This window comes from Reyranella sp., from assembly GCF_004297265.1.
Lineage (GTDB): Bacteria > Pseudomonadota > Alphaproteobacteria > Reyranellales > Reyranellaceae > Reyranella.
Window position 1 is genome coordinate 86,808 of sequence record NZ_SCUT01000009.1, and the last position, 13,412, is coordinate 100,219.

Genomic DNA, 13,412 nt, shown 5'->3' on the forward strand with positions numbered 1-13,412 from the left:
TGTGTGGGGCCGGCAATAGGGTCGCACTCACCCCTCAGGATCGGAAGATTGCCAAGGTCCGCTCGCATGATAGCTACGATCCTATCTGTAGCACTGCTTCGACGAGCCGTTCTACAATGCTTGCCGGTACACTCCGCACCTCCCGCCATCGGGCCTTTCGCCCCTACTCCGCCTTCAGCAACCCATCCTTGATCATCTGCGCGGCCGCCGCATCCTCCTTCTTCAGGAGCGCGTCGTATTGCTCGGGAGTCATCTTGCGGCCCTCGGTGCCGAGGCCGCGCAGCTTGGCCTGGACCTCCGGATCGTCGAGCACCTTCTGCAGCGCGTCGCCCAGCACCTTCACCGTCGCGGGCGGCGTCTTGGCGGGCGCGAGCAGGCCGGAGCCGGTGACGATCTCGAAGCCCTTGAGGCCGAGCTCGTCGAGGGTTGGCGTGTCGGGCAGGTCGGTGGCGCGCTTCAGGCTGGTCACCGCCAGCGGCTTGAAGGCGCCCAAGCGGAGCTGGCCGATCGAGCTGGGGATCTGGTCGACGACGGCGTCGATGTTGCCGCCGAGTAGGTCGGTGATGGCCGGCGACGAGCCCTTGTAGGGCACCGCGGTGAACTTCGTGCCCAGCATCTGCTGCATCCGCAGGATCGCGACATGGTTGGTCGTGCCGTTGCCGGCATGGCCGATGCGCACCGCCTCGGGGTTCGCCTCGGCGTAGTCCGCGAACTCGGCAAAGGTCTTGAAGCGGCTGTTGGCCGGCACCTCGAGCACCAGCGGCGTCTCGGAGGTCGAGCCGATGCCCGCGAACTCCTCCACCTTATAGGGCGGCGTCGGCACCAGGCGCGGCGCCAGCACGAAGCCGGTCGTGCCGGCCAGCACCAGGGTGTAGCCGTCGGGCCTGGCCTTAGCGACGGCGGTCTGGGCGATCAGGCCCGCGGCGCCCGGCCGGTTGTCGATGACGACCGGCTGGCCCAACACCTTCGACATCGCCTGGGCCACGGTGCGCGCCGTCACGTCGATGTTCCCGCCGGCGGCATAGCCCACGAGGATGGTGATGGGCTTGCTGGGGAAATCCGGTGTCTGGGTCTGGGTCTGGGCCGGGGCGCTGGCCGTGCCCGTGGCCGTGCCGACGAGCGGTGCGGCGGCGAACGAAATACCGAGCGCGACGAAATTCCTTCTACGCATGAAAAACCCCCGGAGACCTTCCCCGGAGGTTCTTATCAGCCCATGCGGCGGCGTTGGTGCGGCGTGTGCGACAGCGTTCCGCCGCCCGGATCAGCAGCGTGCGTAGCGCTGGCGGTAGCCGTCGTAATACTGGGTGCCGCAGGCCACCTGCTGCTGGACGACCTGGTCGGCGTAGCCGTTCTGGCCGCGGTTGGTGACGGTCACGGTCGTCATCCGCGGACCCTGATTGTAGTAGCCGTTATTGTAGCCGTTGTTATAGGCGTAGCCCTGATTGCCGTAATAGGCCGGCGCGGGCTGCGAATAGGCATAGCGCGGCGGCGGCGGCGCGTAATAGCCGTTGTTGTACGCGGGCTGGTAGCCGGTCGGCTGGCCGTAGCTATCGCCCTGGCAGGCGGCCGCCCCCATGCCGATGCCCGCAACAAGCACAAGCCTCGCAAAGGTCGTCAGCATCTCTCACCCTCCAGCCCGGATGGGGCACACGATCATCATCGGAAGCGCTGCGGGCCAAACCAAGGCGGAATTGGCCATTTCTTGCGACGTATAACGCGCGGCCCCGATGGAAGTTGCCGACCGCGCGAGTCAGCCCGAGACGGCCGGTCGGTGTTCGCCGGCGCGCCTCCTCGAGATGAGGGGTTTGGTTCAACTCGAAGCGGAAGGGGTCTAGGCTCGGGCGCTGCGCCACGCCGCCGGCGATTGCCCGGCCCGTACGCTGAACGCCCGCGAGAAGGCGGCGACGTCGGAATAGCAGGTGGTGACGGCGATGTCGGCGACGGTGAGATCGGTGTCGCGCAACAACTGCTGTGCGACCTGGAGGCGGACCTCCGCGATCAGGTCGCGGATGGAGGTGCCGCGTTCGGCCAGGCGGCGATTCAGCGTCCTCCGGCTGAGGCCGGTGGCGGAAGAGACGGCGTCGACGCCGACGATGCCCTGCGCCATTGCGCCGATGACGGCCCGGCGGGCCCGGACGGCAATGTCGAGGTCCTCGCCGGCCGCGGGCGGCGATGGCGGCCCGGCCGGTCCCGGCGGCGTCGACACGGGGCGCCGCGGCAACCAGCACGGATCGAAGTACACGGCGCTCTGCGGCGCATCGAAGACGAGCGGTGCCTTGAAGAAGTCATCGTAGGGCCGGCGGTCGGCCAGCTCGCGATGGGCGAAGGTCACGCGCAGCGGCGTCCATTGGGGACCGCCCAGAAAGCGCAGGATGTTGATCGCCGCCGCCAGCGAGAAGTCCTCGAGATGCAAGGTGCCGCGCCGGTGCCAGGCATAGGGCGTGATGCTGAAGCAGGCGCCGTCGGGACCGACCGAGAGGGCCGGCACCAGCGCCTCGCCGTTCAGGTGCAGGTTCATCGTGAGGCCGCGCAGCGCCCGCTCGACCGTGAGGGCGCCGCCCAGCAGGCGGGCGAGCGGTGCGCCGAGAGCGGCGGGTCCCACCGGCTGGGCGAGCAGCAGCCCGAGATGCGGACAGTTCGCGGCCTCGCCGCAGCGCGCCACGAGATCGAGCAGCCGGTCGACGGGCCAGCGATTGTCGGGATGGCCGAAGCAGTCAGGCGGCAGGCCGGCCTCGCCGATCAGCGGCGCCAGCGGGACCCCGAACCGCCCCAGCAGCGCTTCCAGACCGAACATCGGCCCGACACGCATGGTGCGAGCTGCAGAGTCGCTGCGGCGGGCGGGCGGGCCGAGTTCATCGGAGGTCGCGAGGACAGTCACGTTGCGCGGAAGATTGCACTTTTGGCGCAAACTGTCATGGCCTCCGGCAAGGCGCTTTGGCACACCGCCGGGGAGAAATAGTCCCCCTCGAAATGGCCGGAGAAGCCCTCGTGAATCGGAAGTTGGCGGCTGCTGTGCTCGTCGTCGGGGGTGTCCTCGCCTGCACGGGCGTGGCGATGGCCGAGCCGGCGGCCGCCAACACCGCCGTGGCAGCCGATCCCGACGCCTGGCGCTTCCAGGTCGCCAGCTATGGCTGGCTGATGAGCGTGAGCGGCAGCACCACCTCGCACGGCCAGACGGTCGACACCAATGCGAGCTTCATCGACCTCTTGCAGAAGAGCGATTCGCTGATCGGCTTCATGGGCTATCTCGAAGCCGACAGGGGACCGGTCGGCGTCTATGCCGATCTCGTCTTCACCAGGATGGGCTTCACCACCAGCCAGGCCGCCTATCGCAACCCGGTCGCCGGCCTGAAGCTCAGCGCGACGGCCAACGCGGCGCTCACGATGCAGATGTTCATCGCCGAGCTGGGCGGCGTCTACCGGCTGGCGCGCTGGGGCGACGACGGCAGCGGCTCGACGACGCTCGAAGCCGTCGGCGGCTTCCGCTACTGGAACGTCAACCTGGTAGGCACCTTCGACGCGCTGCTCAACGCCGACACGACGCGCTTCAACCTGAGCCGCAGCGGCGGCTTCGCGCTGGCCGACAGCGGCACCACGGCCTGGGTCGATCCGCTGGTCGGCCTGCGCCTGCGCCACCAGCTCGCGCCCAACCAGACGATCACGGTGCGCGGCGACATCGGCGGCTTCAACCTGCAAAACTCGCTGAGCTGGCAGGCGATCGCCGTCTATTCCTACGACTGGCAGCTGAGCGGCTACCAGATCGCGGCCCTCGCGGGCTTCCGTGCGCTCGGCGTCAACTACAACAGCGGCAGCGGCGCCACCGCCTTCGGCCTCAACGAGGTCTTCTACGGCCCGGTCCTGGGCGTGAGTTTCCGGTTCTGAAAGAGAGAGGTTCGATCATGGCCATCAATCGTCGCAACGCCACGCTGGGCGGTCTCGCCGGCACGCTCTCGGCCCTCGGCGGCCTTCTTCCCACTGCGGGCGCACAGGCCCAGGAAGGCGTGCCGATCCTCGGCGGGCTGGAGGAGTTCTGGCTGGGGACCGACGCCTATGTCTATGGCTACCCGCTGGTCACCATGGAGATGACGCGGCGGATCATGACCAACGTCGCGGCCCCCGCCGGCACGCGCGCGCCGATGGGCCAGTTCGCACGCATCCGTGAATATCCCAGCGCCGCCTTCCGCGACGTCACCGCGCCCAACGCCGACACGCTCTACACCATCGCCTGGGCCGATGTCGGCAAGGAGCCGTGGATCCTCAGCCTGCCCGACATGAAGGGCCGCTATTACCTGTTCCCGATGCTCGACGGCTGGACGAGCGTCTTCCAGGTGCCCGGGTCGCGCACCACCGGCACCGGCGCGCAGACCTACGCCATCACCGGACCGGGCTGGAAGGGCACGCTCCCCGCCGGCGTGAAGGAATACAAGTCGCCGACCAGCCTGGTCTGGATGCTGGGCCGCATCTACTGCACCGGCACGCCGGAGGACTACGCCGCCGTCCATGCGCTCCAGGACCAGTGCAAGCTGGTGCCGCTCAGCGCCTGGGGCAAGGACTACACGCCGCCGGCCGGCATCGTGGATCCCAAGGTCGACATGAAGACGGCGGTGCGCGAGCAGGTGAACGCGCTCGACGCCGTCTCCTACTTCACGCTGCTGGCCGAGCTGATGAAGACCAATCCGCCGGTCGCCGCCGACGCCGCGGCCGTCGCGCGCTTCGCCCGCATCGGCCTGGTGCCCGGCCAGGATTTCGACAGGACGAAGCTCAACGCCGACTTCGTGGCGCGCATCCCGCACATCGCCTTCGACCGCATCATGCTGCAGCTCAAGGTCGGCAAGCCGGTGAAGAACGTGAACGGCTGGCTCTACGACACCGTCACCGGGATCTACGGCACCGACTATCTCAACCGCGCGCTGGTCACGGCGATCGGACTGGGGGCCAACCGGCCGCAGGACGCGATCTATCCGATGTCGATGAAGGACGCCGACGGGCGCGACTATGACGGCGCGAACAAGTACGTGATGCGCTTCCCCAAGGGCCAGCTGCCGCCGGTCAAGGGCTTCTGGTCGCTCACCATGTACGACGCCGACTTCTTCTTCGTCGCCAACCCGATCAACCGCTACTCGATCAGCGCGCGGCAGAAGCTGAAGGCCAACGCCGACGGCTCGACCGATCTCTACATCCAGAACGAATCGCCCGGTGCCGACAAGGAGTCGAACTGGCTGCCCGCGCCCAAGGGCAAGTTCCAGCTGATGCTGCGCCTCTACTGGCCCACCGAGACGCCGCCGTCGATCATCAACGGCACCTGGTCCCCGCCGCCGGCGAAGAAAGTCGGGTAGAAGCTCCCCTTCGCGATCACTTCGGGGCGCCGCCGAGCGTCGCAGCGATCTCGCGTGCGGCGAGGGCGGCGCCACGGAAGGTGAAGTGCAGCATCGTGTAGTAGGCGTCGATATCGCGGCCGACATTCTCCTGCGCGAAGGCAGGAGTCGTGTCGAGGGTATCGAGGCCCGCCCGCGCCGCGCAGTCGAGTACCCGTGTCAGCGCTTCGCGCTGGCCGGCGGCCGCCTTCGCGTCGAAGAACACACCCTGCTCCGGCAAGGCCACCACTAGGGCGGCGGCACCCTCGCGCTTCGCCAGGGACGCCAAACGGTCCATCAGCCGGCAGGATACGACGAAGGGATCGACGCCCGTTCCGATCTCGCGGCCCGACCAGTAGGCCCGCAGGCCGAGGCGCGTCACGATCAGGTCGAACAGGTGCGAATGGCCCAGCAGCCCCCGCGCCAGCACGACCGGCGGCGGGAAGTTCACCCCCGGTACCGGCACGTTGTGCAGCGCGAGTCCTCCTTGCGCGTCCGGAACGAAATAGGGCTTGCCCCGGGAGTCGCGGACAGAGAGGGCGGTGCGCGAAATATCGTCGGCGATGAAGGCCAGGACGACCGTCGCCGGCCTGAACTCGGGAACGAGGCGCTCGGCCCGCAGCACCATCTGGTCGAGGCCATAGCCGCGCACGCCGGCATTGAGCACGGGCCGGCCGGTGATGCGTTCCAGTTCGGCAGGCCAAGTCTCGTTGTCGCCCACGGCATAACCCTCGGTCATGGAATCGCCGAACGTCATGATCGACGGACCGATCGCCCGGGGCGCTTCGCGGTTCTGCGCGCGCGTGCCCTCGTCGGTGAAGGTGAGGAACTTGCCCAGCATCTTTCCCGAGGAACCGGCGACCGGCGCCCATCCCAGGATCGAATCGTAGGCGAACTGCGTCTCCCCTGGCGCCGGCTCCGAGGCCTCGACCAAGGAGTTGGGCCAGTGCCACAGGGAGACGTCCGGATCCCACAGGCGCGTCGCGACCTCACCCGCCAAGAGACAGAACACCACCGTCGCGGCGCCGAGAGCCAGCCCGCCCAACACTGAGGAAGACCGGCCGGGCGCGGGGTTGGTCACTGAGCACTCGGCGAAGGTTCCGCCTTCGCGCCGGGTTGGCTGGCGCCGTTCGTCCTCTCGCGCTGCGCGAAGACCCTCGTGACCTCGGCGAGGTTCTCGGTGCCCCAGGTGCAGAGCGGCACCAGGGCCTGAGCGAGGCTCTCGCCCAGCGGGGTCAGGGCGTAGTCGACCCGCGGCGGGACCTCCTTGTAGTCGGTGCGCTGCACGAGGCCGTCGGCCGTCAGCTCCTTCAGCTGCTGGATCAGCATCTTGTCGCTCACGTCGCGCATGGCGCGGCGCAGCTCGCCGTAGCGGGTCGGACCGCCCTGGGCCAGGAAGTAGAGGATCAGCGGCTTCCACTTCCCGGCGATGACCCGCAGCGTCGCGTCGAGGCCGCAGGTGAAGCCCGGCAGGGTCGGGGTACAGGTGTCTGACATTTTTAGGCACTTACCAAAAGGTGCATACTTGTCCTTAGGTGGGTACGCCTCCAGCTCTGTGCAACCTCAAATGCAGGAGCACATCATGAACAGACTCAAGGGCAAGACAGCGGTAATCACCGGCGGCGGCACCGGCATCGGGCTGGGCGCGGCGCAGCGCTTCGTCGACGAGGGCGCCTTCGTCTACCTCTTCGGCCGGCGGCAGGAACCGCTCGACGCGGCCCTGGCGAAGCTCGGCAATTCGGCGCGCGCCGTGCGTGGGTCGGTGACTGACCTGGCCGACCTCGACCGGCTGTACGAGACGGTGAAGACCGAGCGCGGCGGACTCGACATCCTGTTCGCCAATGCCGGTACCGGCGCCTTCGCCCCGCTGGGCGCGATCACGCCCGAACAGTACGACCAGATCTTCGACGTCAACGTGAAGGGGCTGATCTTCTCGGTGCAGAAGGGCCTGCCGCTGATGAAGGCCGGCGGGTCGATCATCCTGACCGGCTCGACCACCGGCGAGATGGGCACGCCGCAGTTCAGCATCTACAGCGCCACCAAGGCCGCCGTGCGCAACCTCGCGCGCAGCTGGGCGCTCGACCTGAAGGGCACCGGCATCCGCGTGAACGTCCTCTCGCCGGGACCGACCCGGACGGACCTGGCGCTCGAGGTGGTGGGCAAGGAAGCCTTCGAGGCGATCGGCGCCTCGACACCGCTCGGCCGCATCGGCGAGCCGTCCGAGACCGGCGCGGTGGCGGCCTTCCTCGCCTCTTCCGACTCGAGCTTCATGACCGGCGGCGAGGTCTTCGTCGACGGCGGACTGGCGCAGATCTGAAGGGCTAGCGCGACCTCTGCAGCGGGGTCGGCGTGAGCGGACTCGGCGCCAGCGGTGCGGGCGCCGGGTCGGCCGAACTGGGCGGCAGTCCACGCATCGGATCGTTGATGGCCGGATCGTTGACCATGCTGGGCTTCACCATGGTGTCGGACTCGGTCGCCGACACCGGCGTGGTGCCGGGTGCCAGGGGAACCGGCGCGCCCAGGGCCGTGGGCGCTCCGGGAGCCGCCGTTGCCGCGTTCGGAACCGCGGGCCGGCCCTCCTGCCGGGCGACGGCCTTGGCAGCGGAGGTGGTGTAGAGCCACTCGTCGGCGCCGCGGGTCGTGCCCTCCTTGAAGACGGCGATGGCGCGCTTCTTGTCGCCGGCCTTCCAGTAAGCCTCGGACACGTCGCGATAGACCATGCCGGTGGCGCTGGGCTTGTTCTCCTTCGGCACGAGCTGAAGCGTACCCTTGGCGCGGTCGAAGCTGCGCTCCCCGGCGGCCAGGTTCCCGCTCAGGATCTGGTATTCGGCCAGGCTGCTCAGGGCGAGCGCCAGGGTGCCGCAATTATAGTTGGTGGTGGAGGAGCACTGGTCGGCGGCCGAATATTTCTCGACCTCCTTCTGCGCCAGGCTGGTCGCGGCCTTGAGGTCGCCGCCTTCCGACGCGCGGAGCGCCTGCTCCTGATAGGAGGTGCTGTCGCCGGCGCAGGCCGAAAGAAGTGCGCCTGCCGCGCCAACAACGACGAGCTTCAGGACCCCTGTCCCGCAATCCCCCAAAAGCCCGGCCATCCCAACTTCCCTGTCCGCTCCGAAGGCCGTCGATCGGCCCTCCCCCGCCCCTTCTTATGGCGGGCGACCCGCCGGAACGGAAGGGGGCATTTGGGACCGGGCCAAGCCGGCTGACGGTCCCGCTTCGGACAAGGATCAACCGGGCGCTTTCGAACCCCGCTTCCCGGGTTCCGGCCCGATCAGCCAGGCACGTCGGTACTACCCCTGCTCCATTCGAGCAGACGGCGTTCGATCATGTCCATGAGGGCCGTCAGAGTCATCACCAGCAGGGCGACGATCAGGATGAGCGCCAGGACGCCGGCAATGTCGAAGCGGCCGCTGTAGCTTTGCAGCAGCACGCCAAGGCCGCTCTTGGCGGCGATCATCTCGCCGATGACCGCGCCGGCGCTGCAGTAGATCAGGGTGAGCTTGAGCCCGGCAAAGATGCCGGGCAGTGCCCAGGGGAAGCGGACGTGGCGGAACAGACGCAGTTCCGACGCCCCGAACAGCCGCGACATCAGCAGGAGATCGCGGTCGACGTTCTTGAGGCCGCCCAGCGTACTCAGCAGCATGATGAAATAGCCAAGCGAGAAGGCCAGCACGACCTTCGAGGCGATGCCGATCCCGAACCACAGGATGAACAGCGGCCCCAGCGCGATGCGCGGCATGCTGTTGAACGCCGTCAGGAAGGGCGAGACGATGCGGTTGAGCCAGTCGTTGCGGTCCAGCACGACGGCGCTGGAAATGCCGAAGACGACCGACAGGCTGAAGGCGATCACGATCTCGAGCACGGTGGTGCCGAGGTCGGGGAGTATCTCGCCGTCCCGGAACAGCTGCCACAGCGATTGCGCGACGCCGATCGGCGTCGACACGAAGGCGGCACTGGCAAGGCCGGCCGCGACGGCACCCTGCCAGGCGGCGAGAATGAGCACGAGGAACAGCACCCGCGCCGCGAAGATCAAGGCCGGACGATTGCCCGCCGGGCGTACGGCCGAGCCGAGACTTGCTTCCGAATTCGCGATGTCGGTCATTGCGCGCTCGCCCTCAGGGAGGTCCAGGTCCTGCGGTAAAGATCGTGATAGTGGGCGTCGGCCTGCAACGCCTCGGCCGACCGCGGTCGCGCGAGATCGACGCGGATCTCGTCGACGACGCCCGTCCCTTTCTTCGACATCACCAGCACCCGGTCGGCGAGCGTGATCGCCTCGCCGATGTCGTGGGTCACGAAGACGACGGTGGCGCCGCTCTTCTCCCACAGGCCGAGGAGCTGGTCGTGCAGCACCAGCTTGGTCTGCGAATCGAGCGCACTGAACGGCTCGTCCATGAGATAGAGGCTGCGGTCGACGGCAAAGGCCCTGGCCAGCGACGCCCGCTGCCGCATGCCTTGTGAGAGCCGGGAGGGATAGAGATCACGCGCAGCGCTCAGGCCGACCTTCTCTATGTAGGTCGCCGCCCGCCGCGCCCTCTCCTCGCGGCCCACGCCGGACAGTTCGAGGCCATACTCGACATTGCCCATGACGGTGCGCCAGGGCAGCAGCGCGTCACGGGCCAGGACATAGCAGATGTCCGCGCGCCCGGCGGCCGGGCCGGAGCCCGCGACCGTCACGGTGCCGGAAGCGGCGGGCACGAGGCCGGCGATGACGTTCAGCAAGGTCGTCTTCCCGCAGCCGCTGGCCCCGATCAGGGCGACGAACTCGCCCCGACGCACGGCGAGGTCGACGCCGGTCAGGACGCTGCGCACCTGGCCGAAGTTCACGACCAGGTCGTGGACGGCGATGTCGACGGGGTTCATGTCCATCGCGGGATGCCTAACCGGGGCAGCGGAAGCTTTCCCGCGCCGTTGGGGCGACCACGTCCTGCCGGGTCTTGGACGCAGCGAGCTGCTTGTTGTCGACCAGCAGCTTCGACCAGATGTCGATGGTGCGCGACGTGATCTCCGGGCCGAAGGTTGGCAACAACCCCTTGACCATCGTCTTGAAGGCGTCGTCGGAAAGATCGGGAACCTTCACGTATTTCTTCATCAGGGTGACGACCTCGTCGAGGTTCTCGGGCCTGCTGAACCAGCAGTAGGATTCCTCAAGCGATTTGGTGAAACGCGCGACGACTTCAGGCTTGTCCTTGAGGGTGGCGCTCGACGCCCACCAGCCATTGTAGCCAAGATCGTGGAACACCTTGGGCCCTTGGTTTTTTGCCAGATCCACCACGACGGTCCCTTCGTTGTTGGCCGCCACGATCGAGGGCAGCGGCTCGATGCTGAGATAGGTGTCGACGGTGCCGCGCTGCAGGGCCGGCCGGGCGGTGTTGGGCAGTCCGACGGCCAGAAACGTCGCATCACTCGCCTTGAAGCCGGCATCGGTCAGGATGGTCTGCGCCATGAAGTGCACGGACACGCCCAGAGCCAGCACGCCCCAGTTCTTCCCGACCAGGTCCTTGATGTCGGCGGGATAGCCTTCCGCCAGATGCGGCAGGGGGAGGCCCTTGCGGGCGATCAGGGCAAACGGCACCTTCACGGTCGAGCCGGCCACCGCACGAACCGGCAGGCCCTTGTCGACCGCCAGGATGAGATTGTCCCAGGAATTGTTGACGAAGGTCACGCTGCCGCTGGCGACGGCGGACGTCATGGCGGGGCCGCTCGCGACCGGCACGAGTTCGACCGTCAAGCCGTTCTTCTCGAAGAATTTCCGCTCGCTGGCGACCAGCACCGGCATCGAGATCAACGCACCGGGATAATAGCCGACACTCGCCTTGTCCTGCGCCGTCGCCGGCGCCGCCAAGCCAACCGCCAGCAGGCCGGCCATGATGTGCCTTCGCATTTGTTTCCTCCCTCGTATCGTTGTGCTTCTCACCACACCCCGTTCACCACACACCGTCGTCGCGCAGGGTGCGGCGCTGCGCTGCGTCGTAGCCCAGCTCCGCGAGCACGCTTTCATTGTCGGCGGCCAGCAGTGGAGGCGCCTGCTCGGGCGCAACCCGCTGACCGTTGAGCTTGAAGCCGGCCGTCGTCAGCGCCGCGTCGCGACCCTGCTGCGGCAGCTCGAGGCGGCGGAACAGGTCGCGCGCAACGACCTGCTGCTCGGCCAGCAACTCGGGCACCGACCGCACCGCACCGCACGGCACGCCGGCCGCGGCCAGCAGCTGTTCCCATTCGATCGCCGGGCGCCCGGCGAGGCGCGCCGCGATCAGGGCGCGCAGCGCGTCCTGGTTCTGCTTGCGGGCCGCGGGCTCACGGAAGCGCGGATCGGTCAGCAGCTCGGGCTGCCCCAGCACGCCGCACAGCGCGGCGTACTGCGCTTCGGTGTTGGCGACGACGGCGAGCGGCGAAGTCTGGGTCGCGAACATCCCCGACCCGGGCGCACCGCTGGCGGCAGCGTTGCCGATCGGCGCGGCGGGCACGCCGCCGTTCACATGGGCCGACACGATCGAGCCCATGCCTGCAACGGCGCAGTCGAGCATGCCGACATCGACGTGCTGAGCCTCGCCGGTGCGATCACGCTCGCGCAGGGCCGCGAGCACGGCCACGGCGGCCGACAGGCCGGTCATGTAGTCGACCAGCGGCGGGCCGGTGCGGCTGGGCGCCGTCTGCGGCGTCCCGGTGACCGACATGATGCCCGAGACGGCCTGGATGATGTGATCGTAGGCCGGACGCGGCGACATCGGTCCGTCCTGGCCGAAGCCCGAGATCGAGCAGTAGACGATGCGCGGATTGACGGCCTTGATCGCGTCGAAGCCGACGCCCAGGCGCTCGGCGGTGCCAGGCCGCCAGTTCTCGATCATGACGTCGACGCCGGCGGCGAGCTCGCGCGCGATCTGCACGCCGCGCGGGTCCTTGAGGTTCAGCGACACGGATTTCTTGCCGGCATTGCAGGACAGGAACGTACTGCCCAGGCCCGCGGCGACCAGCGCCGCGTCGCCGCCCTGCCTGCGCATCCAGTCCCCCTGCAACGGGCGCTCGATCTTGATCGTCTCCGCACCCAGCAGAGTGAGCATATAGGAGCAGTAGGGACCGGCGATCACGCTCGCGCATTCGAGCACGCGCACGCCGGACAGCGGGAGTCGACTCATGCTCTCACCTTCTCATCGAATTCGGGTTCGGGAAGTCCGCGCACGCCGAGGCCCTCGATGGCGAACACACGCCCCGCCAGCGGCTGGTCGCGAAGCGCCGCTTCGTCGAGGAAGCGACGGGCCGAGGTGACGTAGAGGATGTCGAGGTCCGGCCCGCCGAACGTACACATGGTGGGATTGGAGACCGGCAGGCGGATGTGGCGCACGAGTCTGCCGTCGGGATCGAACTGAGCGACGGCGCCACCGCGGAACAGCGCCGCCCAGTAGCAACCGTCGGCGTCGACAGTCGCACCATCGACGAAGCCGCTGATATGGGCGGTCGACAGGAAGGGCCGCCGGTCGGCGAGCGCGCCGGTGGCGATGTCGAACTCGTAGCGCCACACGGTCCTGGTGAAGGTGTCGGCGAGGTACAGGGTGCGATCGTCGGCGCCAAAGGCGATGCCGTTGCCGACGAGCAGGCCGTCCTGCATCAGCGTCGGAGTGCCGTCCTGCCCCAGCCGCCAAAGCGCGGCGCTCGGTGTGCGATGATCGGTGTTGACCGAGGCGCACCAGAATCGCCCGGCGCGGTCGCACTTGCCGTCGTTCAGCCGGTTGGTGGCCGGCCGGTCGCCCTCGACCATCGCGATCCGACGCGCCGCGCCCCGTTCCAGGTCGAGATGCCAGAAGCCGCCCTTGACGCCCGCGATCATACCCCCGGCGACATGGCAACCGATCGAGCCGATGGGTTGACCGGCCAAGGCCGCCGCGAACTCGATGCAGCGTGTCTCGCCAGTCGCCGGGTCGAGGACGTGGACCTCGCTGCGCCATGCATCGATCCAGTAGAGCCGCCGCGAACGGATGTCCCAGACGGGCGACTCCCCCAGATCGTTGGCGGCAGAGGACACGCAGGCGATGTCCAAGGGTGTTTCCTCTCGTCCAATTAGTAGTGATC

Annotated in this window: 14 protein-coding genes; 3 read left to right on the plus strand and 11 right to left on the minus strand. The window is 68.2% G+C overall.

Annotation, left to right across the window (positions count from 1 at the left end; all coding sequences use genetic code 11):
• Window positions 1-163: 163 nt before the first annotated feature.
• The 3 genes from EPO41_RS03350 to EPO41_RS03360 form a co-directional block, all read right to left on the minus strand.
• On the minus strand, window positions 164-1,171 hold the full coding sequence (locus EPO41_RS03350) for a tripartite tricarboxylate transporter substrate binding protein (protein ID WP_296320370.1): 1,008 nt from the start codon (window positions 1,169-1,171) through the stop codon (window positions 164-166).
• 90 nt (window positions 1,172-1,261) lie between these two features.
• On the minus strand, window positions 1,262-1,621 hold the full coding sequence (locus tag EPO41_RS03355) for a hypothetical protein (protein ID WP_296320373.1): 360 nt from the start codon (window positions 1,619-1,621) through the stop codon (window positions 1,262-1,264).
• Between the two features lie 210 nt (window positions 1,622-1,831).
• The gene (locus EPO41_RS03360; protein ID WP_296320376.1) at window positions 1,832-2,878 is read right to left on the minus strand and encodes an AraC family transcriptional regulator; all 1,047 of its coding nucleotides are present in this window, start codon (window positions 2,876-2,878) and stop codon (window positions 1,832-1,834) included.
• Between the two features lie 110 nt (window positions 2,879-2,988).
• On the opposite strand from EPO41_RS03360, the gene EPO41_RS03365 reads away from it, so the two are divergent.
• Both EPO41_RS03365 and EPO41_RS03370 read left to right on the plus strand, forming a co-directional pair.
• On the plus strand, window positions 2,989-3,882 hold the full coding sequence (locus EPO41_RS03365; RefSeq protein WP_296320378.1) for a hypothetical protein: 894 nt from the start codon (window positions 2,989-2,991) through the stop codon (window positions 3,880-3,882).
• A gap of 17 nt (window positions 3,883-3,899) precedes the next feature.
• Complete coding sequence (locus EPO41_RS03370) at window positions 3,900-5,336, plus strand: DUF1254 domain-containing protein (RefSeq protein ID WP_296320381.1); 1,437 nt, start codon at window positions 3,900-3,902, stop codon at window positions 5,334-5,336.
• A gap of 16 nt (window positions 5,337-5,352) precedes the next feature.
• Here the strand turns inward: EPO41_RS03370 and EPO41_RS03375 are convergent, their stop codons facing one another.
• Together EPO41_RS03375 and EPO41_RS03380 are read right to left on the minus strand one after the other, a co-directional pair.
• Window positions 5,353-6,435, minus strand: coding sequence for a GDSL-type esterase/lipase family protein (locus EPO41_RS03375; RefSeq protein ID WP_296320385.1), 1,083 nt, complete (start codon window positions 6,433-6,435; stop codon window positions 5,353-5,355).
• Window positions 6,432-6,851 (minus strand): helix-turn-helix domain-containing protein, encoded by a 420-nt coding sequence (locus tag EPO41_RS03380; RefSeq protein ID WP_296320388.1) that lies wholly within the window; start codon window positions 6,849-6,851, stop codon window positions 6,432-6,434. The genes EPO41_RS03375 and EPO41_RS03380 overlap by 4 nt, the downstream gene beginning before the upstream one ends.
• An 85-nt stretch (window positions 6,852-6,936) precedes the next feature.
• Between EPO41_RS03380 and EPO41_RS03385 the strand changes: the two genes are divergently transcribed.
• On the plus strand, window positions 6,937-7,671 hold the full coding sequence (locus tag EPO41_RS03385; RefSeq protein WP_296320390.1) for an SDR family oxidoreductase: 735 nt from the start codon (window positions 6,937-6,939) through the stop codon (window positions 7,669-7,671).
• 4 nt (window positions 7,672-7,675) lie between these two features.
• On the opposite strand, the gene EPO41_RS03390 is transcribed toward EPO41_RS03385, so the two are convergent.
• The 6 genes from EPO41_RS03390 to EPO41_RS03415 all read right to left on the minus strand — a co-directional run bounded on the left by EPO41_RS03390 (window position 7,676) and on the right by EPO41_RS03415 (window position 13,380).
• Window positions 7,676-8,443 (minus strand): hypothetical protein, encoded by a 768-nt coding sequence (locus tag EPO41_RS03390; RefSeq protein ID WP_296320392.1) that lies wholly within the window; start codon window positions 8,441-8,443, stop codon window positions 7,676-7,678.
• A 179-nt stretch (window positions 8,444-8,622) separates the two neighbouring features.
• Window positions 8,623-9,453, minus strand: coding sequence for an ABC transporter permease (locus EPO41_RS03395; RefSeq protein ID WP_296320394.1), 831 nt, complete (start codon window positions 9,451-9,453; stop codon window positions 8,623-8,625).
• On the minus strand, window positions 9,450-10,217 hold the full coding sequence (locus EPO41_RS03400; protein WP_296320397.1) for an ABC transporter ATP-binding protein: 768 nt from the start codon (window positions 10,215-10,217) through the stop codon (window positions 9,450-9,452). Before EPO41_RS03400 ends, EPO41_RS03395 begins: the two co-directional genes overlap by 4 nt.
• Before the next feature lie 10 nt (window positions 10,218-10,227).
• Entirely contained in the window at window positions 10,228-11,232 is a 1,005-nt protein-coding gene (locus EPO41_RS03405) for an ABC transporter substrate-binding protein (RefSeq protein ID WP_296320400.1), read from the minus strand.
• Between the two features lie 43 nt (window positions 11,233-11,275).
• Complete coding sequence (locus EPO41_RS03410; RefSeq protein ID WP_296320401.1) at window positions 11,276-12,481, minus strand: CaiB/BaiF CoA-transferase family protein; 1,206 nt, start codon at window positions 12,479-12,481, stop codon at window positions 11,276-11,278.
• A complete protein-coding gene (locus tag EPO41_RS03415; protein WP_296320404.1) occupies window positions 12,478-13,380 on the minus strand; it encodes an SMP-30/gluconolactonase/LRE family protein in 903 nt (300 codons plus the stop codon). Before EPO41_RS03415 ends, EPO41_RS03410 begins: the two co-directional genes overlap by 4 nt.
• Window positions 13,381-13,412 lie beyond the last annotated feature (32 nt).